The sequence below is a fragment of the Chitinibacter sp. GC72 genome (assembly GCF_009760905.1).
Classification (GTDB): Bacteria; Pseudomonadota; Gammaproteobacteria; order Burkholderiales; family Chitinibacteraceae; genus Chitinibacter.
Window position 1 is genome coordinate 68,940 of the sequence record NZ_VIRW01000010.1, and the last position, 19,666, is coordinate 88,605.

Consider the following 19,666-nt stretch of genomic DNA (forward strand, 5'->3'; position numbering starts at 1 on the left):
CGGCATTAAATCCAGTCAGATACAGTCGGCCACAACCGGACACAGTTGGACAAAAAATCTGCAGCAAAGCCACAGACCCGACGGTCAGGCCGGGCTGCAACTTGGCAAGTTTGAGGAGGGGAAAGCAATGAGTTTAGATCGTCGCGAGTTTATCAAGGCCACTGCAGTGAGTGCAGCCGCCGCCAGTGTGGGCATCCCGCTGGTACAGGCTGCGCCCAAAAAGGCCGCCGCACCAACGAGCACCGCAGCCAGTGATACGGTGCGCTGGGACAAAGCACCTTGCCGTTTCTGTGGTACCGGCTGTGCGGTGCTGGTGGGCACGCAAAATGGCCGCGTCGTCGCTACGCAGGGCGATCCTGATGCGCCGGTCAACCGCGGTCTGAACTGCATCAAAGGCTATTTCCTGTCCAAAATCATGTACGGCGAAGATAGGCTGACCCAGCCTTTGTTGCGTAAAAAAAATGGCAAATACGATAAAAACGGCGAATTCACGCCGGTAAGCTGGGATGAAGCTTTTGCCATCATGGAGCAAAAGTGGAAAGACGCGCTCAAAACCACCGGCCCGAACTCGATTGCGATGTTTGGCTCGGGGCAGTGGACGATCCACGAAGGCTACGCCGCCAGCAAACTGATGAAGGCGGGTTTCCGCAGCAATAATCTCGACCCGAATGCGCGTCATTGCATGGCTTCGGCTGTGACTGGCTTTATGCGCACTTTCGGCATGGACGAGCCGATGGGCTGTTACGACGATATCGAAGCGGCCGATGCCTTTGTGCTGTGGGGCTCGAATATGGCCGAAATGCACCCGATTCTGTGGAGTCGCATCACCGACCGTCGCCTATCGAACAAGCATGTCAAAGTAGCCGTGTTGTCGACGTTCGAGCATCGCTCATTCGAGCTGGCCGATCTGGGCGCGGTGTTTACGCCGCAAACCGATCTGGCGATGATGAATTTCATCTGTCATCACATCATCAGCACGGGTCGCGTTAACAAAGACTTTGTCAAAAAGCATGTCAACTTCAAACTCGGTGAAACCGATATCGGTTACGGCTTGCGTCCGAATAATCCGCTGGAAGCGAACGCCAAAGCCAATGGCTATCCGGGTAAAGACGGCAAGCCCAAAACGATGCCGACTGAAGCGAAAGCCATCACTTTTGATGAATTTGCCAAATATGTGTCGGAGTACACCGCCGAAAAGGTGAGCAAGCTCTCTGGCGTATCAGTCGAAAAGCTGACCAAGCTCGCCGAGATGTACGCCGACCCGAAAGTAAAAGTGACCTCGTTCTGGACCATGGGCTTTAACCAGCACACCCGTGGCACCTGGGCGAACAATATGATTTACAACATCCACTTGCTGGTGGGCAAAATCGCCGAGCCAGGCAATAGCCCGTTCTCGCTGACCGGCCAGCCCTCCGCTTGCGGTACCGCACGTGAAGTCGGGACTTTCGCGCACCGCCTGCCCGCCGATATGGTCGTCACCAACCCCGAGCATCGCCACCACGCCGAGGAGATCTGGCAACTGCCTGCGGGCACGATTCCGGACAAAATCGGCCTGCATGCCGTGGCGATGGCACGCGCGATCAAGGACGGCAAAATCAAGGTGTATTGGCAAATGGCCAATAACAATATGCAGGCCGGGCCAAATATCAATCAGGAGCTGTACGCGGGCTGGCGTCGTCCGGATACCTTCATTGTGGTGTCCGATCCCTATCCGACCGTGTCGACCTTGGCCGCTGATCTGGTGCTGCCAACGGCGATGTGGGTGGAAAAAGAAGGTGGTTTTGGCAATGCCGAGCGCCGCACCCAGGTGTGGCGTCAGCAGGTCAATGCGCCGGGCGAAGCCAAATCCGATTTGTGGCAGCTGGTCGAGTTTGCCAAGCGCTTCAAGGTGGAGGAAGTCTGGCCAGCCGAGCTGATCGCCAAAAAACCGGCCGTGAAGGGCAAAACGCTATTTGACGTGCTGTATGCCAACGGCAAGGTCAACAAATTCAAAAACGACCAGCTGCAAAAAGGCTTTGAAAACCTCGAAGCCAAAGCCTTTGGTTTTTATATTCAGAAAGGCCTGTTTGAAGAGTACGCCGAGTTTGGGCGTGGCCATGGTCACGATCTGGCGCCGTACGATTTATACCATCAGGTACGCGGCCTGCGCTGGCCTGTGGTCAACGGCAAGGAAACCAAATGGCGCTACCGCGAAGGCTACGACACTTACGTCAAAAAAGGCGAGGGGGTGCGTTTTTACGGCAATAAGGACGGCAAGGCCAATATTTTCGCCCTGCCTTATCAGCCTGCACCCGAAGTGCCGGATAAAGAATACGACCTGTGGTTATGTACTGGCCGCGTGCTGGAGCACTGGCATACCGGCACGATGACGCGCCGCGTGCCCGAGCTGCACAAGGCCGTACCCGAGGCGATGGTGTTTATGCACCCGGACGAGGCCAAGCAGCGTGGCTTGCAGCGCGGCATGGTGGTCAAGGTGACATCGCGTCGTGGCGAAATCACCGCCAGACTAGAAACCCGTGGCCGCAATAAGCCGCCCAAAGGCCTGATCTTTGTGCCGTTTTTTGACGAAGGCCGCTTGGTCAACAAATTGACGCTCGATGCAACCTGCCCGATTTCCAAGCAAACCGACTTTAAAAAATGCGCAGTCAAAGTGAGTAAGGTTTAAGCCTAGGGGTATTGCTCTGTAGCTCTTTGCTGACATGGCTTGCAGGGCAATACTCTAGTTTATCTAAATGGGTGAGCGGTTGATAAAACGGGATTGATGAGGATAAGAAAATGAAAAAGTGGGCATGTTTTGTAGGATTGATACTGGCGCTGAGTTTGGGAGTGATCAGTGCTGGCGCTATGGCCGAAGGCCTGCGCTCTTTGCGTGGTACCGAGGCGGTTAAAGGCGATGTGCCTTCGGAAAATTACCGCTATGAGCGCGATAAAACCGCGCAGCAGCGGCAGTTTGTCCAGCAGCCGCCGGTGATTCCGCATACCACCAAGGGCTATCTGATCAGCAAGGAATTCAATAAATGCCTCGATTGCCACAGCTGGGACAGGGCAGCCGATTCCGGTGCGCCGCGCGTATCGGTCACGCACTTTAAAACCCGCGAAGGCAAAGAGCTGACCAATATGTCACCGCGCCGTTATTTCTGTACGCAATGCCATGTACCGCAAACCGATGCAAAACCGCTGGTGGGCAATAAATTCAAGCCCGCTGATGGTTTGGTCAAATAAAGGATGCGCGCCATGATCAACTGGGCAAAAACAAAATGGAGCCAGATCCGGGCTGTGCGGCTGGGTTTTTGGGGATTGGTCGGCATGTTTGCGCTCGGTATTATTTTCTGGGGTGGTTTTAATACCGCGCTGGAGATGACCAATACCGAAAAATTCTGCCTGAGCTGCCATGAGATGGCCGATAACGTCTTCCCCGAGTATCAGGAAACGGTGCATTACACCAATCGCTCGGGCGTGCGGGCCACTTGCCCCGATTGCCATGTGCCGCACGAATGGGGGCCAAAAATGATCCGCAAGATTCAGGCTTCCAAAGAAGTCTGGGGCAAGCTGACTGGCTCGATCAATACCCGCGAGAAATTTCTGGAAAACCGTGGGCGGCTGGCGCAAAACGAATGGCGTCGCATGAAGGCCAATGATTCGCAAGAATGCCGCAATTGCCACAATTACGAGTATTTTGACTATATGGAGCAAAACCGCCGCTCGGCCAATGCGCACCAGAAAGGCTTGAGCTCGGGGATGACGTGTATTGATTGCCACAAAGGCATTGCCCACCATTTGCCCAATGTTCAGCAGCATATTGGCGTTGAAGAGGGCAGCGCAGTGGCGCCCAATGTGATGCATCCGGCTCGCCCTGATGCCAGCGCGGCCTCGTCGGTCTCTGACGAGATGGCCGGGATTGAGTAAGAGCGCATTAGCCGCAAATGGACAGCGAGGCCGAATGAGTATCGGCCTCGCTGCTGCTATGACGATTGCGGGTTTATTGCGGATTCAGCGCCTGTAATAGTTCGTTCTCGATCTGCAAACGGGTGCGTTCGTCGCTCAGCACACTGCCGCTGATCAGGAAATTGTCTTCTGCCCGCTCGCCCAGCGTCATGATTTTGGCCGACTGGATTTCAATCCGGTTGCTGGCCAGAATGCGGGCGATGGTTGAAAGCAGGCCGGGTCTGTCGCCTGCCACCACCGATAGCACATAGTATTTGCCTTTTTCATCGGCTCGCATCTGCACATGCGTTTGCACTGGGAAGTGTTTTTGCTGGCGGGATAGGCGGGCGGTGGGTGCGGCTTGCAGCGGCAGCTTTTTGATAATGCGCTGCGCCAGCTCGTATTCGACATAATTGATCAGGTCGCGATACGAGGTACTGAGCGCGTCCGGGATATAGACATAGAAAGTATCCAGCGCATAGCCGTGTGTGGTGGTGTGGATATGCGCGTCAAAAATGCTGTAGCCCGCGCGCTCGAAAAAGCTGCAAATCTGCGCAAACAGATCCGGCTGATCCGGGGTGTACACCACTACCTGCAAGCCTTCGCCCGATTCGGACAATTTGGCCTTCACCGTGGCCTGGCTGGCGTCCATATGCGCGAGCAATACCCGCGTATGCCAGGCAATATCGCGTGCATCGTGGCGCAAGAAATACACGGTATCGAGTTTGCTCCAGAACGGCTGATGCGCGTCGGTTCGAAAGCCATACAGACGCAGCAGGCGCAGTGCTTCATCCTGGCGCTCGTTCAGCCACGAATGCGCAGTGATGTTCTGGCTATTGAGATAGCGCGCCGTGCCTTTAAATAGGTCTTCCAGCAGCTTGGCTTTCCACGCGTTCCACACTTTTGGGCTGGTGCCACGAATATCGGCCACGGTGAGCAAATACAGCGCGTTCAGGTGGCGCTGATCTTTCACCAGCGCGGCAAATTCGGCGATGACATCCGGATCGTACACGTCCTGCTTTTGCGCGATTGACGACATAGTTAAATGATGCGTCACCAGCCAGACGATCAGGTCGCGGTCCTCCTGCGGCAGCGGGTGAGCATCAACCCAGTCGCGGGTAATGGCCGCGCCCAGCTGCGAATGATCGCCACCGCGCCCTTTGCCAATATCGTGAAACAGCGCCGCCAGATACAGCACTTCGGGGCGCGCAAACTCTTCCAGTAGGCGCGAGCACAACGGGTATTCGTGGGTAAACGCTGGCACGGCAAAGCGGCGCACATTGCGCAGCACCATCAGCGTGTGCTCGTCCACGGTGTAGACGTGAAATAGATCATGCTGCATCCGGCCAACAATATCGCCAAACTCGGGAATATAGCGACCCAAAACGCCGTATTGATTCATGCGGCGCAAAATGCGCGTTAGCCCGCGTGGCTCGCGAAACAGCGCGATAAATAGCTGGCGGTTGTGCGGGTTTTGCAAAAATTCGTCGTCAATTTTATTGCGTGCATGCCACAGCGCGCGCAGTGTTTCTGGCGCAATATCGCGCGCTTCGCGGCGTTGTTCAAAATGCAGAAACAGCGCCAAAATGCTGGCTGGTTTGCGCTCAAACAGCGCCGGATCGGTGATTTCCAGTAAGTCATCGCGGATTTGGAAATCCTCACAAATCTGGATGGTTTGCCGCCCGATATACGAGAAAATCCGTGCACGCAGCGCTTGCACCAAGACCGGTACCAGCTGCGTGACAATCCGTGCCGCCAGATAATATTCGGCCATCAGCGCTTCGGAGGCGCGCTGCGTGATGCGGCCAGCCGCCGACAGATCATCAAAACCAAACTCTTTGGCGAGTGGATGCTGGTAATCGAACAAAATCCGGTCTTCGCGGCGGCGCGCGCGCCAGTGCAGCGCAATGCGGTAGGTGCGCAGTACACGCTCGGCTTCGCACAGTTTTTGGTTTTCTTCATGCGTGAGCATGCCCAGCGCCGCCAGTGCATGCCAGTCGCGACCGAGGCGCTGGCTGGCGGCGATCCAGCCGATTAAATGCAGATCGCGCAAGCCGCCGGGTGCTTCCTTGATATTGGGTTCGAGCTTGTAGGTGGCATTCTGGAATTTGCCGTAACGCGCCTGTTGCTCGATCAGCTTGGCGTCGAAAAACTCTTTCGGGTCGATATGGCGGTGAACGGTGTCCATAAACTCGGCAAAACGCGCGCCATCGCCGACCAGTACCCGCGTTTCCAGTAGTGCAGTCTGCACCGTGATGTCGCGCTCGGCCTCGTTCAAACAGTCCGCAATCGTGCGCACCGAATGGCCCACTTCCAGCCCGATATCCCACAGCTCGCCAACAAAAATTTCCAGCTTTTCCAGCAAGGCAGGGCTGGGCTGATCGGGTAATAAAATCAGCAAATCTATATCGGATGAGGGGTATAGCTCACCACGCCCGTAGCCACCTACTGCAGCGAGCAATACCTCGCTGGTAAATTCGTGCCTATCCCATAGCTCGATCAGGGTTGTATCGGTGAGCTTGGCGAGCGCATTAAGTAGCGGTGCTGCTTTGGACGGGACATTAAAGCGCTCACGCAGTGCAGCTTTGGCGGTGGCATAGGATTCACGAATGGCGGTGACTGAACGCATGGTTTTCCTGATTGCGAAGCATAAAAAAGGGTATTGCCACGCAATACCCTGATTTATTGAATTACAGACGATTAGCCAAGGAGGTATTTTTCCGGTTTGGCTGGTGAGCCAGCCGACAGAGTCAGCACTTCATAGCCGGTTTCAGTGACCAGAATGGTGTGCTCCCACTGGGCCGACAAGCTGCGATCTTTGGTCACAATCGTCCAGCCGTCGTTCATTTGCTTGATTTCGCGTTTACCGGCGTTGATCATCGGCTCGATGGTGAAGATCATACCCGCTTTCATTTCCGGGCCAGTACCGGCTTTGCCGTAATGCAGCACTTGTGGTTCTTCGTGAAACACCGCGCCAATGCCGTGGCCGCAGAATTCACGCACGACCGAATAGCCGGCTTTTTCGGCGTATTTCTGGATTGCCGCGCCAATATCGCCAAAATGCGCGCCGGGTTTAACCTGCTCGATGCCGATCCACATGCAGTCGTAAGTCACTTGCGATAGACGTTTGGCATGGCTGGCGACGTTGTCACCGACCATAAACATGCGGCTATTGTCGCCATGGTAGCCGTCTTTGATTACGGTAATGTCCAGATTGACCACATCGCCGTTTTTCAGTGGTTTGTCATTCGGAATGCCGTGACAAATCACATTATTCACCGAGGTGCAAATTGATTTAGGGTAGGGTATATAGCCAGGCGGGCAGTAATTCAATGGCGCCGGGATGGTACCCTGCACATTGATCATATATTCATGGCACAGGCGATCAATCTCGGCGGTGGTGACGCCGGGCACGATAAAGGGCGTGATGTAGTCCAGCACCTCGCTGCCCAAGCGGCCAGCGATGCGCATTTTTTCGATTTCTTCAGCGGTTTTGATGCTAATGGTCATCGTGTCTCTCGCATCGTTTGCGATGCTTTGCTTTATATAATTGACTTGATTATATCACCGCCGTTCTGTGAGGCTGCAATGTAAAAAAAGGGGCTTTCGCCCCTTTTGTCACATCAGACTGCGGTTTTTCGATGTTCCGGCAGCACAATATTGACTTCAAGCACTTCAAAGTCGTCCTTGCGCTCCAGCTGTACCTTGATGTCTTCCGGGTCAATGGCGACATATTTGGAAATTACTTCGACCAGCTCGCGCTGCAGCTGCGGCAGATAATCGGGCGCTTCGCGGCCACCGCGCTCGTGCGCTAGAATGATTTGCAAACGCTCGCGGGCGACGCTGGCGGTTTTTTTCTTTTCGCCAAAAAAATAACTCAGAATCGACATTGCTTAACCTCCGAACAACCGTTTCCAGAACGGCTGTTTTGGCACTTCAATAAAGCGCATGGGTTTTTCTTCGCCCAGGAAACGGGCAATGACGTCTTTGTAGGCTTCCGAAACATCGGTACCCGCATTGTGAATGGCAGGGGTGCCCGAGTTGGACGCCTGCAGCACGGTTTCGGATTCCGGAATAATCCCGATCAAGGAAATCCGCAGCAGATGCTGAACATCATCGAGCGAGAGCATTTCGCCCGACTCAACGCGGGCCGGGCTGTAGCGCGTGATCAAAAGATGTGTTTTGACCGTGCCGCCTTCTTCGGCACGTTTGGACTTGGCGTCCAGTATGCCGATAATACGATCCGAATCGCGCACTGACGAGACTTCCGGGTTGGTAACCACAATCGCTTCGTCGGCAAAATACAGTGCCAGAAATGCGCCGGTTTCAATGCCAGCGGGGCTGTCGCACACAATGTAATCAAAGCCATCGTGCTTGAGCTCGTTCAACACGCGCTCAACACCTTCTTTCGACAATGCATCTTTATCGCGGGTTTGTGATGCTGGCAGCACAAACAGATTGTCGCAGTTTTTATCCTTGATCAGCGCCTGGCGCAAGCTGGCTTCACCTTGAACCACATTGACAAAGTCATATACCACGCGGCGCTCGCAGCCCATGATCAGATCCAGATTACGCAGGCCCACGTCAAAATCGATGACGGCGGTTTTAAAGCCGCGCAAGGCCAGGCCGGATGCGAAGCTGGCGCTGGTGGTGGTTTTGCCCACGCCGCCTTTGCCCGAGGTAACAACTACGATTTTTGCCACAATAGGTCCCCTAAACAGTCACTTAATATTCAAATATTCAATTGTTGTTCAACTGGCTTTTCGCCATTACTGCCAATGCTGCAGCCGGATATCAAAATCCGGCCTGACGGTTTAATTCAAATTATTCAATGGCTCAATCATGATTTTGTCTTGCTCCAGCGAGATTTGGGCGGGCTTTGAGCTGATTGATGCGGGCAAATCCTGATCCAGGCTACGATAGACTCCGGCAATCGAGACCAGTTCTGCTTCCATACAGGTGGTAAAGATCCGCGCCTTGCTATCGCCACGGGCGCCTGCCAGCGCGCGGCCACGCAATGGCGCATAGACATGGATATTGCCATCGGCAATCACTTCGGCGCCATTCGAGACCAAGGCCAGCACAATCAGATCGCCACCTTTGGCATACACTTGTTGCCCGGTACGCACAGGGCGGGTAATGATCGTTGCGCCTTGTGGGGTAAGGGCTTCAGGCTGATACTTGGGTTGGGTATTTTGCGGCGCGGCGCTGCCTGCGGCACTGCTTGCTGCAAGGTCACTGTCACTAAGGATCACCAGACCGGCCTCCTTGGCTGCCACTTGCTGATCGCGATTTCCGCCTTGTGCTGCAATCGGTGCCAGCGCAAATTGCCGTAACAGGCTAATAATGGCCACAATTTCTACCGCGCTCGGGATTTGCGGCAGGCTATTAAAATCAATGACAATTTGCTCGCCGGCCAGAAAATGATCGACGCCACCGAGCTGGCTTTGCAAAGCGGCGTGCAGTTGATCGCAATCGGTTGTGACGGGAATAAAGGCAGTTAGGCGCGCGGTGGTACTTTTAAATTCAAACAGGCTGGCCGCTTGCTGCGGGTAGGCAAAACTCGTCATGGCGGGCGATCAAATGATGATTGGGCGTAAAGCCAGCAGTTTACCTTTTCGGCCCCGCACTAGGAAGCTGTAAACGCGCGTCAGACTCGCAAAAAACTGTTGCTGAGCAGATTTCTGGCCCAGCGGTGCCGATTGCTGGGCAATCATGCTCATTGAGTCTGCTTAGTAGGCACGTCGGGTTAGCCCGGTTTTGTGCATGATGGTGGTGGCCAGCTCTTCAATCGACATGCGAGTAGTGTTCAGATAGGGCACCCCCACTTGCCGCATCAGTGCTTCGGCTTCCGCAACTTCAAACTGACAGGTTTCCAGCTGGCAATAGCGGCTATCGGGTTTGCGCTCCTGACGTATCTGCCGCAGCCGCTCCGGGTCTATTGTTAGGCCGAACAGCTTGTTGCGATAAGGCAGCAGCAAGCGCGGTAAGGTGTGCTGGCCAAAGTCTTCGGGAGTGAGCGGATAATTGGCTGCTTTTATGCCAAATTGTAACGCCATATAGAGGCAGGTTGGCGTTTTGCCTGAGCGGGAAACCCCGACCAGAATCAGGTCTGCCTCGGCCAAATCGCGCGGCATGACGCCATCATCGTGATTGAGCGAGAAATTGACCGCATTAATGCGGTTGTTGTACTCCTCAAAATTGCTGATTTCGTGCGAGCGACCAATGGTGTGTGAAGACTGTACGCCCAGTTCTTCTTCCAACGGGCCAATAAACTGGGCAAAGAAATCAAAAGATTGTGCGTCAGGCACTTGAATCTTGGCGCGAATTTCCAGATTGGCAATGGTGCTAAATACCAGTGGTCTGCAACCATCAATTAGCGCCTGACGCCTGATTTGCAAGGCGACTTCTTCGGCTTTTTCCAGCGTATCGACAAAGGGCAACACAATCCGGTTAAACGAGACATCTTCAAATTGTGACAGCAATGAATGGCCTAAAATTTCTACCGTAATACCTGTACGGCCAGAGACAAAAAACGCAGTACGGCGCATGATTTTTTCCTTTTTTTGCAGCATAAACTGACAGTCAGGGGAAAACCAGTAGATACAATTACTTACTTTGCCAAAAAAAAATCTATGGTTAACTTAAGTTGCGTGCGTTGCAGTGCAGCAACTGCATTTTAAATCCAGATAGAAAGGGTCGGCCGATGACAGAAAATTATGTGATTGACTTCGCGCATCTGCGGATGAGCGACGTGGAAAAAGTGGGCGGCAAAAACGCCTCTTTGGGGGAAATGATTTCCCAGCTGACCGAAAAGGGCGTTCGCGTACCAGGCGGCTTTGCAACCACGGCTGAAGCTTATCGCGTATTTCTGGCGCATGAAGGGCTGGCCGAGCGCATTGATGCTGCCTTGGCAACACTGGACGTGGATGATGTTAAAGCGCTGACCGAAACCGGCAAGCAGATTCGTGACTGGATTATGGCGACGCCACTACCGCCACAGCTGGAGGCCGAAATGGCCGAGCACTATGCTAAGCTGGGCGACAACGTGACGGTTGCGGTGCGTTCTTCGGCCACAGCAGAAGATTTGCCGGACGCGTCCTTTGCCGGTCAGCAAGAAACCTTCCTCAATATTGTCGGTTATCAGAATGTAGTCGATGCGATGAAGTATGTTTTCGCGTCGCTGTATAACGACCGCGCCATTGCCTATCGCGTGCACAAGGGCTTTGATCACAAAATCGTTGCGCTCTCCGCCGGTATTCAGCGCATGGTGCGCTCGGACAAAGGCGCTGCCGGTGTATTGTTCACTATTGATACTGAGTCAGGTTTTGATCAGGTGGTGTTTGTGACCGCTTCTTATGGTCTGGGTGAAACCGTGGTGCAGGGCGCGGTGAACCCGGATGAATTTTTTGTGCACAAACCCACGCTACGCGCTGGCCGCCCAGCCATTGTGCGCCGCCACTTGGGTGGTAAAGCGTTGAAAATGGAGTTTGATACCCAGTCGGTTGCCGGTAAATCGGTACGAACGATCGAGGTGCCGCTGGAAGATCGCCGCCAGTTTTCGATTTCCGATGATGAAGTGCAAGAATTAGCGCAATACGCGCTGATTATTGAAGAACACTATGGCCGGGCTATGGATGTGGAATGGGGGCGTGACGGGATTGATGGCAAGCTCTACATCCTGCAAGCCCGCCCCGAAACTGTGAAGTCGCAGGAGTCCGGCTCGGATAAACTCACCAAATTTCGCATGCTGGAAACCGGTGAGGTGCTAACCGAAGGTCGGGCGATTGGACAGAAAATTGGTCAGGGCAAGGTGCGGATTATCCGCGATGTATCGGAAATGGATCGCGTGCAGGCTGGCGATGTGCTGGTATCCGACATGACCGACCCCGATTGGGAGCCGGTGATGAAACGCGCTGCGGCGATTGTCACCAACCGGGGTGGTCGGACGTGCCACGCAGCGATTATCGCGCGCGAGCTCGGCATTCCGGCCGTCGTTGGCTGTGGCGACGCAACGCGTGCGTTGCGTGAAGGCGATGAAGTGACCGTTTCGTGTTCTGAGGGCGATACCGGCAATGTCTACGCCGGACTGCTTAAATTCGAGCGGATGGATGTTTCACTGACCACGCTGCCCAAAGCGCCGGTCAAACTGATGATGAATGTTGGCAATCCCGAGCTGGCATTTGAATTTGCCCAGTTGCCAAATGAAGGCGTGGGTTTGGCCCGGCTTGAATTTATTATCAACCGCATGATTGGCATTCACCCCAAGGCTTTGCTGGCCTACCCGAATGTGCCCGCAGCTTTGAAAGCCCAAATTGACGAGCGGATTGCCGGCTATCGTTCTGCTGTTGATTTTTACGTCGATAAGATTGCTGAGGGTATCGCCACGCTGGGTGCGGCGTTTTATCCGAAAAAAGTCATTGTGCGGCTGTCGGATTTCAAATCTAACGAATACGCCAATCTGCTCGGTGGCCCAGAATACGAGCCGCATGAAGAAAACCCGATGATCGGTTTCCGTGGTGCGGCGCGCTATGTCGATAAATCATTCCGCGATTGTTTCGAGCTCGAATGTCGCGCGGTGAAAAAAGTGCGCGATGTGATGGGTCTGACCAATGTCGAAGTGATGATTCCGTTTGTGCGCACCCTGAAGGAAGCCGAATGCGTCATCGATCTGTTGGCGCGCAATGGCCTCAAGCGGGGCGAAAATGGCCTGCGCATCATTATGATGTGCGAAATCCCCGCCAACGCCGTGCTGGCCGAGCAATTCCTGCAGTATTTCGATGGTTTCTCGATCGGCTCGAACGACATGACCCAGCTCACGCTCGGCATCGACCGCGATTCCGGCGGCCCGGTGTCCGCCAGCTTCGACGAGCGCAACGAGGCGGTGAAAGCAATGCTCAGCATGTCGATTAAAGCCTGCCGTAAACTCGATAAATACGTCGGCATCTGTGGCCAGGGCCCATCAGATCACCCTGACTTCGCGCAATGGCTGGTCGAAGAAGGGATTGAGACGATTTCGCTAAATCCGGATACCGTGATCGAAACTTGGCTGTTTCTCGCTAATGGCGGTAAAAAATAGGTTTGATACACTTTTCGGCGCAATGCTCGTTAAAAAGCCCCTTTGGTTTGCCAAAGGGGCTTTTTACTGTATCGAGCGCGATCATCAAGATGTTTACGTTCAGGCATCAAGCCCCTGTGTGGCCAACTCTGCTGCGCGCAGTACCGCACGGGCTTTGTTCAGCGTTTCCTGCCATTCGCTTTGCGGTACCGAATCGGCAACGATGCCGGCACCTGCTTGCATATACAGTGTTTCGTTTTTGATCACGGCGGTGCGCAGCGCAATCGCGACGTCCATATCGCCGTTAAAGCCCAGATAGCCGACTGCGCCCGAATACACGCCGCGTTTGGTCGGCTCCAGCTCATCAATAATTTCCATCGCGCGCACTTTCGGCGCGCCCGATACCGTACCCGCTGGGAAGGTGGCTTTTAGTACGTCAATCGCCGTTTGCTGTGGTTTGAGTTTGCCCTCAACGCTAGACACAATGTGCATTACGTGTGAGTAGCGCTCAACAACCATTTTATCGACCAATTTCACCGAGCCCGTTTGCGCGACGCGGCCTGCATCATTGCGGCCCAAGTCGATCAGCATCACGTGTTCGGCGATTTCTTTTTCATCGGCCAGTAGTTCGGTTTCGAGTGCTAGGTCTTCGGCGCGATCTTTACCACGTGGGCGAGTACCCGCAATTGGGCGCACGGTGACGGTGTCGTCTTCAAGGCGAACCAAGATCTCGGGCGAAGCTCCAACGATATGCATATCGCCAAAGTCGTAATAGAACATATACGGCGATGGATTAATGCTGCGCAGCGAGCGATACAGCGACATCGGCGAGGCGGCAAACGGCGCGCTCATGCGTTGTGCGAGTACCACCTGCATCACATCGCCGTCTTTGATGTATTCCTTGGCTTTCAGTACCGCGTCTTTAAATGGCTGCTCGCCAAACTCTGAAACCGGTGTGCCTGCACTTGCTACGGGCAATGAGAACGGGATTTGTGCGGGTTCACGCAATTTCATCCGCAACTCAAGCAAACGGGATTCAGCTACATCAAATGCGTTGTCATTAGCTAGATCGGCGTAAACAACCAGATACAGTTTGCCCGATAGATTGTCGACGACGACGATTTCTTCGGACAGTAACAGTTGAATATCGGGCGCGCCGATCGGGTCGGGTTTGTTGCACTCAGCTAATTTGCGCTCGATATAGCGAATGGTTTCGTAGCCAAAATAGCCGACCAAACCACCCATAAAGCGCGGTAATCCTTTGGTCGGCGGTGCTTTAAAACGCGCTTGATAGCTTTCAATAAAATCGAGCGGGTTGCCGTCAAAAGTTTCGATCACTTGATCGTCGTGGATTAGCTCGGTGCGAGTGCCACAGACTTTGATGCGGGTACGCGCAGGCAGGCCGATGAATGAATAGCGCCCAAAGCGCTCACCACCTACGACCGATTCGAGCAAATAAGAATAGGGGCGATTGGCGAGTTTTAAATAAACCGATAGCGGCGTATCCAGGTCAGCAAATAGCTCGGAAATCAAAGGAATGCGGTTGTAGCCTTGGCTTGCAAGGTCTGCAAATTCGGTACGGGAAATCATGGTGACAACTCCGGTGTTGGGGAATAGAAGAGCGAATCAGCGCGATTTTTCAGCGGCGCCATCGCCATTCAAGCCAGATTTCGGTGGAGAGCATTACCATGATTGTGGGTCTATAGATTGGTTTGCAATAACAGCTGCGATTGTGCTGCAAGCGGCTGGGAGCGTCAAATAATCTCGGGCTTTCCTGTATTTTGCGTCGCAGGAGGCGCTTTAGTTACAGTTCGGCTTGACAGCTTTGGTAGAATCTCGTTTTTAGTGCAAACAATGTGAACTCACGATGCTGACATTGCATAACTCTCTCGCCCGCGAAAAGCAGGAATTCAAACCGATCACTCCAGGTCACGTGAACATGTACGTCTGCGGCATGACCGTGTACGACTACTGCCACATCGGTCATGCGCGGATGGTGGTGGTGTTTGACGTTATCGCGCGCTGGTTGCGCGAGAGTGGCTTTCACGTCAATTACGTCCGTAATATCACCGATATCGATGACAAAATTATCAAGCGTGCGGTTGATAACGGCGAGTCGATTCAAAGCCTGACTTCGCGTTTTATCGACGCGATGAATGAAGATTTCGCGGCGCTGGGCATTATTCGTCCTGATCACGAGCCGCGTGCCACTGATCACGTTGGTGGCATGCAGGCGATTATCAGCAAGCTGTTTGATAAAGGCCTGGCTTATCATGCGCCCAATGGCGATGTGTATTACTCGGTGAAAGATTTCGACGGCTACGGCAAATTGTCGCGCAAAGATTTTGACGAGCAACGTGCCGGTGAGCGTGTTGAGGTCGATCCAAATAAACGTGACCCGCGCGATTTCGTGCTATGGAAAGCGGCAAAAGAAGACGAACCAAGCGATGTGAAATGGGATTCTCCGTGGGGCAAAGGTCGTCCGGGCTGGCACATCGAATGTTCGGCAATGTCTTGCCATCATTTGGGCGAGCATTTTGATATTCATGGCGGTGGCGAAGATTTGCAATTCCCGCACCATGAAAATGAAATCGCCCAATCGGAAGGCGCACACGGCACGCAGTATGTGAATTATTGGCTGCATAACGGCTTTATCAACGTCGACAATGAAAAAATGTCGAAGAGCCTAGGTAACTTCTTCATTATTCGTGAAGTGCTGCAAAAATTTGACGCCGAAGTGCTGCGCTTCTTTATTTTGCGCGCCCACTATCGCAGCCCGCTCAATTACAGCGATGTGCATTTGAATGATGCTAAAAACGCGCTGACCCGTTTGTATACCGCGCTGAAAACGGTTGCACCTGTGGAAGTGGCGATTGATTGGAATGAGCCACTGGCTGCGCGTTTCAAAGCGGCGATGGATGATGACTTTGCCACGGCTGAAGCTGTGGCGGTGTTGTTCGAGTTGGCGGCTGAGGCTAATAAACATGCCGGTACTGAATTGGGCGCGCAAAAAGCCGGTTTGCTCAAGGCTTTGGCTGGTGTGCTGGGCTTGCTGCAACGCGATCCGCAATCTTTCCTGCAGGCTGATGTTGGGGCTGAAGGTGAGTGGACTAGCGACAAAATCGAAGCGGCTATCGTGGCGCGCCGTGAAGCGCGTGCAGCCAAAAACTGGGCCGAAGGCGATCGCATTCGCGATGAATTGGCTGCAGCGGGGATTGTGCTGGAAGATAAGGCGGGTGAAACGACTTGGCGTCGTAGTTAAGCATACTTGCGGTTTTGTGCGCTGATGTGTGCACATATTGATCTGTTCACTTCAACATCAGCGGCCAAAGTAAATTTTTTTACTCAGCAACATCGCCATCAACATAAAACCAGCGCCCGTCTTCGCGGACAAAGCGGCTGTGCTCTGCCAGACGGTAGGCACGGCCACCGACCTTGTAGCGGGCAACAAAAGACACCACGCCACGGTCGCCATCGCTTTCGGCGTGGTTCACGCTCAACCCCAGCCATTTGGCCTTGGGCTCTTCATCCAGATCCAGTTTTTCAGGCCGGGTGCTCGGGTGCCAAGTGGCCAGCAAATACGCCTCCAGCCCCAAGACATAGGCGCTATAGCGCGAACGCATCAATTGCTCAGGACTTGGTGGCAGATCACCTTGATGAAAAGGCTGACAGCATTGTTGGTATTGCGCGCCACCGCAGGGGCAGATGTCGGCGTAGGGGTGAGAAGGAGCAGGCATGGGGTCTCAAATTTCGATTAACTGTGGTTAAGTGCTAGCAAAAAGCCATGTTCAGATTATGTGTTGATGAATTCCTCCCGCAAGGAATGAAACAAGAATTGCTCGCCCGTCATCGCATCTTTGCAACGGTCGAGCAATCTGCGTCAGCCCAGGTAGTTGTCCAGTCCCGGACGATTGCTGATACGTTTTTTGAATAATTCTGGATGCGTTTTCTGCCATTCTTTCATGGACTGGATCGGCGTGCGATGTCCCAGCGCCAGTTGTGGCAAATGTTGATTGTAGAGCAACACGTAGCGTGCCAGCGTTTCGGCCAAATCGGCGCCTGAGACAAAACGATGAGTGGCCAATACATCGCTAATGCGTCCATTGAAACGCTCGACCATCCCGTTGGTTTGTGGGCTGCGCGGCTTGGTCAGACGGTGTTCAATGCCCAGCGCTGCACACAACTGGTCAAATTCGTGCTCACCACTGGCTTGCTTCTGTTTGTTGAACAATCGATCCGTGAACTCGCTGCCATTGTCGGTGAGAATGGTGCGAATGTGGCAAGGGCTGGCTTTCTCCAGTGCGTTCAGGAAGGCCTTGGCTGCGGTGGCCGTTTTGTTGGATTTAATTTGCACAAAGACCCAGCGTGTCGCCCGATCAATGGCCACAAATAGATAGCGACGCGCCGTTTCATCCGGCATTTGCGGCAAGTATTTGATGTCGATGTGAAAATAGCCGGGATCGTAGGCCTTGAAAGGCTTGCTGAGCTTGGGGGCGGTGGCGGGCTCCAGGTCGCGTAGACTGCCAACCCCATGACGATGCAAACAACGATCCAGCCCGGAACGGGAAACCGCGGGATTGAGGAATTCGCGGATGACCAGCAGTAAATCATCCAGCCCGAGTTTGAGCAGCTTGCGCAATTGGACGGCAAGAGGTGCAGCGGCGATGATTCCTACACGGAAAAATGCACAACTTCTGCGTTGAAATTACGGGCGAGGGCCAATTGCCACCGGATTTGCACAGAGCGCACATCCCGGCCGGGCGGTATGCCGTGATCGAGCATCTAGGCGCCTACAGCGAGCTGGATAAAGCCTATCAGTGGCTGATTGCGGCATGGCTGCCACAGAGTGGTGAGATGCCGCTGCCGGTGCCAGGCATTGAGCTGTATCTGAATGATCCGTGCAATACCGAGCCAAAAGATCTGCGCACTGAAATCTGGCTGGCAGTGGCTGATTAAGGCGTAGCAATCAGGCTTGAGCCCTGCTGGTTGATTGATGATAGATGGCCATGATCAGCAGCGCCTTTGGGCAGGGCGGCGGCGCCTTGTGCCGCCCTGCTTAACGATCAGGGTTTACTCAGCTCTATCCATTTTTGTGCGGTGTCAAAACGGATGGGGGAATAGACGCCGACATAGAGATCGAGCAGATGGCTGTTGAGCGGGTCAATGCCTGCTGCGGTATAGCCACGCGCCTTGAAGTAGCGGTATTTGCCGCTGCTATCAATGCGGTAGACCACGCTATTGGCGGTGTAGACACTGCCTGCTTGCCATTGCGGGTAAGCGGCAATCGGGTGGCTATAGACGGGTGGTGTGACCCGGGTATCTACCAGCCCCAGTGGTGAATCTGCGCTCACGATAATCTCGTCAAAGTAGGCATATTGCTCGCTCGCCGGAGCCCAGTCACTGCTGCTGCCGCCAAAGAAAGTGTCCATCTTGATGGCCGAAATGCTGACGCTGGCCGCATTGCGCAGCAGCATGGCCTTGTTTTCCAGTACCAGCTCGCCATCAATCCACTGACGGAATTCCCCGTTGGCCTGGCCGATATCGTTCAGAACGACCTGCTGGGTGAGCGTGTACCAGCGGCCAGCTTCGAAGCGCCGCGCCAGCCCTGCGTAGTCGCCGCACTGCTCGACTTTGTTCGGGAAGTAATAATATTGGTAGCCCAGCCCGTTTTCACGCCACATCAGCCGGGTGGTAAAGCCATCAAAAGTGCCATTCTGGATGCAGCCGCTTGGCGTATCGCCGCCGCCTAGGCCTGGCAGTTTGCCACCTTTAACCCAGTTAAAACTCTGGTCAAAGCGCAGCTTGTATTGCAAAAACAGCGATCGGGCATTGCCGGGCAGTGGCGCATCAAATGTCATGGCCGAGCTGCCGCCGACTTGACCGGCCATATAGCTGACGCGCAAGACCTTGTTCCCAGTTTGTGCTGGGTCGGCCACGATGCTCAGGCGGCCAGCGGACACCCCGGCCGAATTACCCGGCGCAATGCCCCAGTCGGCGGTAAATTGTGCAGCTTGATATAGCCCCGCGGCGTGCTGGTCAAAGCGGTTGCGCAGAATGATCTGGCTGGGCTCGCTACCGGGCTGCGGTGTTACGGCAGGTGTTGGCGTTGGGGTATTCGCTGGTGTGGGCGTCGGGCTGGCTGTCGGGCTGATCGTTGGAGTTGAGGTGGCCGCTGGCGTTGCCGTTGGTGTCGCAGTGGGGGGCGCAGTCGGTGTCAGCGTCGGTTTCGGAGTCGGACTTGGGCTGGCCGTAAGCAGCGGGGTGGCTGTCGGCTTGGGAGTTGGGCTTGGGCTTGGTTTTACAGTTGGCGTTGCTGTGGGTGCAGCTGTTGGTGTTGCGGTGGGTTTTACAGTGGGGGTGGGGCTTGCCGTTGCGCCGCAGGTGCCGCCAGCTTTCCATAATGTGGGCGCGGCCAGCGGGTTCCAGTTGGTGCCAATGTAGGCGGTGTGGGTGACTTGCGCGGTATACACATTGCTCTGGTATTGCACCGTATCGCCAGCCGCATAGCTAAGGCCTTCTGCCCAGTTGCCCCGACACGCGGCACCCGCGTGTAGTGTACTGGCCATCCCGAGCACGATTAGGCCGGGTTTGATCCATGCATTCATTGCGTTCTCCTGCAGCCAGTGAGCTGGCTGTCTCCTCGTTTGATTTTTTGTATGGCCGACCAACTTATTGGCCAGCGTC

The 19,666-nt window shown here is 54.4% G+C and carries 16 protein-coding genes and 1 pseudogene; 6 read left to right on the forward strand and 11 right to left on the reverse strand.

The features are described from left to right. Positions 1–127: 127 nt before the first annotated feature. From napA to FLS37_RS10325, 3 genes are all read left to right on the forward strand, one after another. On the forward strand, positions 128–2,665 hold the full coding sequence (gene napA, locus FLS37_RS10315) for a nitrate reductase catalytic subunit NapA (RefSeq protein ID WP_157669831.1): 2,538 nt from the start codon (positions 128–130) through the stop codon (positions 2,663–2,665). A gap of 110 nt (positions 2,666–2,775) precedes the next feature. Then, positions 2,776–3,222: a nitrate reductase cytochrome c-type subunit gene (locus tag FLS37_RS10320; RefSeq protein ID WP_157669833.1), complete on the forward strand. Its 447-nt coding sequence runs from the start codon at positions 2,776–2,778 to the stop codon at positions 3,220–3,222. Between the two features lie 12 nt (positions 3,223–3,234). After that, entirely contained in the window at positions 3,235–3,906 is a 672-nt protein-coding gene (locus FLS37_RS10325; protein WP_157669835.1) for a NapC/NirT family cytochrome c, read from the forward strand. A 73-nt stretch (positions 3,907–3,979) separates the two neighbouring features. Here the strand turns inward: FLS37_RS10325 and FLS37_RS10330 are convergent, their stop codons facing one another. The 7 genes from FLS37_RS10330 to FLS37_RS10355 form a co-directional block, all read right to left on the reverse strand. Beyond that, positions 3,980–6,553 (reverse strand): [protein-PII] uridylyltransferase, encoded by a 2,574-nt coding sequence (locus tag FLS37_RS10330; RefSeq protein ID WP_157669837.1) that lies wholly within the window; start codon positions 6,551–6,553, stop codon positions 3,980–3,982. Between the two features lie 71 nt (positions 6,554–6,624). Further along, the gene (gene map, locus FLS37_RS10335; RefSeq protein ID WP_157669839.1) at positions 6,625–7,434 is read right to left on the reverse strand and encodes a type I methionyl aminopeptidase; all 810 of its coding nucleotides are present in this window, start codon (positions 7,432–7,434) and stop codon (positions 6,625–6,627) included. Between the two features lie 113 nt (positions 7,435–7,547). Next, entirely contained in the window at positions 7,548–7,814 is a 267-nt protein-coding gene (minE, locus tag FLS37_RS10340) for a cell division topological specificity factor MinE (protein ID WP_157669841.1), read from the reverse strand. A 3-nt stretch (positions 7,815–7,817) separates the two neighbouring features. Next, the gene (gene minD / locus FLS37_RS10345; protein ID WP_157669842.1) at positions 7,818–8,627 is read right to left on the reverse strand and encodes a septum site-determining protein MinD; all 810 of its coding nucleotides are present in this window, start codon (positions 8,625–8,627) and stop codon (positions 7,818–7,820) included. Between the two features lie 111 nt (positions 8,628–8,738). Further along, complete coding sequence (gene minC / locus FLS37_RS10350; protein WP_157669843.1) at positions 8,739–9,494, reverse strand: septum site-determining protein MinC; 756 nt, start codon at positions 9,492–9,494, stop codon at positions 8,739–8,741. 9 nt (positions 9,495–9,503) lie between these two features. After that, complete coding sequence (locus tag FLS37_RS16760; protein ID WP_198314577.1) at positions 9,504–9,647, reverse strand: hypothetical protein; 144 nt, start codon at positions 9,645–9,647, stop codon at positions 9,504–9,506. A gap of 9 nt (positions 9,648–9,656) precedes the next feature. Next, on the reverse strand, positions 9,657–10,475 hold the full coding sequence (locus tag FLS37_RS10355; RefSeq protein WP_157669845.1) for a pyruvate, water dikinase regulatory protein: 819 nt from the start codon (positions 10,473–10,475) through the stop codon (positions 9,657–9,659). A 155-nt stretch (positions 10,476–10,630) separates the two neighbouring features. Here FLS37_RS10355 and ppsA point away from each other — a divergent pair, with 155 nt between their 5' ends. Further along, positions 10,631–13,003: a phosphoenolpyruvate synthase gene (ppsA, locus tag FLS37_RS10360; protein WP_157669847.1), complete on the forward strand. Its 2,373-nt coding sequence runs from the start codon at positions 10,631–10,633 to the stop codon at positions 13,001–13,003. 99 nt (positions 13,004–13,102) lie between these two features. Here the strand turns inward: ppsA and trpE are convergent, their stop codons facing one another. Then, positions 13,103–14,572 carry an anthranilate synthase component I gene (gene trpE, locus FLS37_RS10365; protein WP_157669849.1) on the reverse strand — a complete coding sequence of 490 codons (1,470 nt, stop codon included), beginning with the start codon at positions 14,570–14,572 and terminating at the stop codon, positions 13,103–13,105. A 277-nt stretch (positions 14,573–14,849) separates the two neighbouring features. On the opposite strand from trpE, the gene cysS reads away from it, so the two are divergent. Continuing rightward, positions 14,850–16,244, forward strand: coding sequence for a cysteine--tRNA ligase (gene cysS, locus FLS37_RS10370; protein ID WP_157669851.1), 1,395 nt, complete (start codon positions 14,850–14,852; stop codon positions 16,242–16,244). 79 nt (positions 16,245–16,323) lie between these two features. On the opposite strand, the gene FLS37_RS10375 is transcribed toward cysS, so the two are convergent. Next, positions 16,324–16,719 (reverse strand): YchJ family protein, encoded by a 396-nt coding sequence (locus tag FLS37_RS10375; protein ID WP_157669853.1) that lies wholly within the window; start codon positions 16,717–16,719, stop codon positions 16,324–16,326. A 143-nt stretch (positions 16,720–16,862) separates the two neighbouring features. Beyond that, positions 16,863–17,645, reverse strand: a pseudogene (locus tag FLS37_RS10380) (DDE-type integrase/transposase/recombinase); the annotation flags it as partial. A gap of 20 nt (positions 17,646–17,665) precedes the next feature. Between FLS37_RS10380 and FLS37_RS10385 the strand changes: the two are divergent. Beyond that, the gene (locus FLS37_RS10385; RefSeq protein WP_157669855.1) at positions 17,666–17,938 is read left to right on the forward strand and encodes a GyrI-like domain-containing protein; all 273 of its coding nucleotides are present in this window, start codon (positions 17,666–17,668) and stop codon (positions 17,936–17,938) included. Positions 17,939–18,045: 107 nt separating this feature from the next. On the opposite strand, the gene FLS37_RS10390 is transcribed toward FLS37_RS10385, so the two are convergent. Further along, positions 18,046–19,587 (reverse strand): polysaccharide lyase, encoded by a 1,542-nt coding sequence (locus FLS37_RS10390; RefSeq protein ID WP_157669857.1) that lies wholly within the window; start codon positions 19,585–19,587, stop codon positions 18,046–18,048. Between the last annotated feature and the right edge of the window lie 79 nt (positions 19,588–19,666).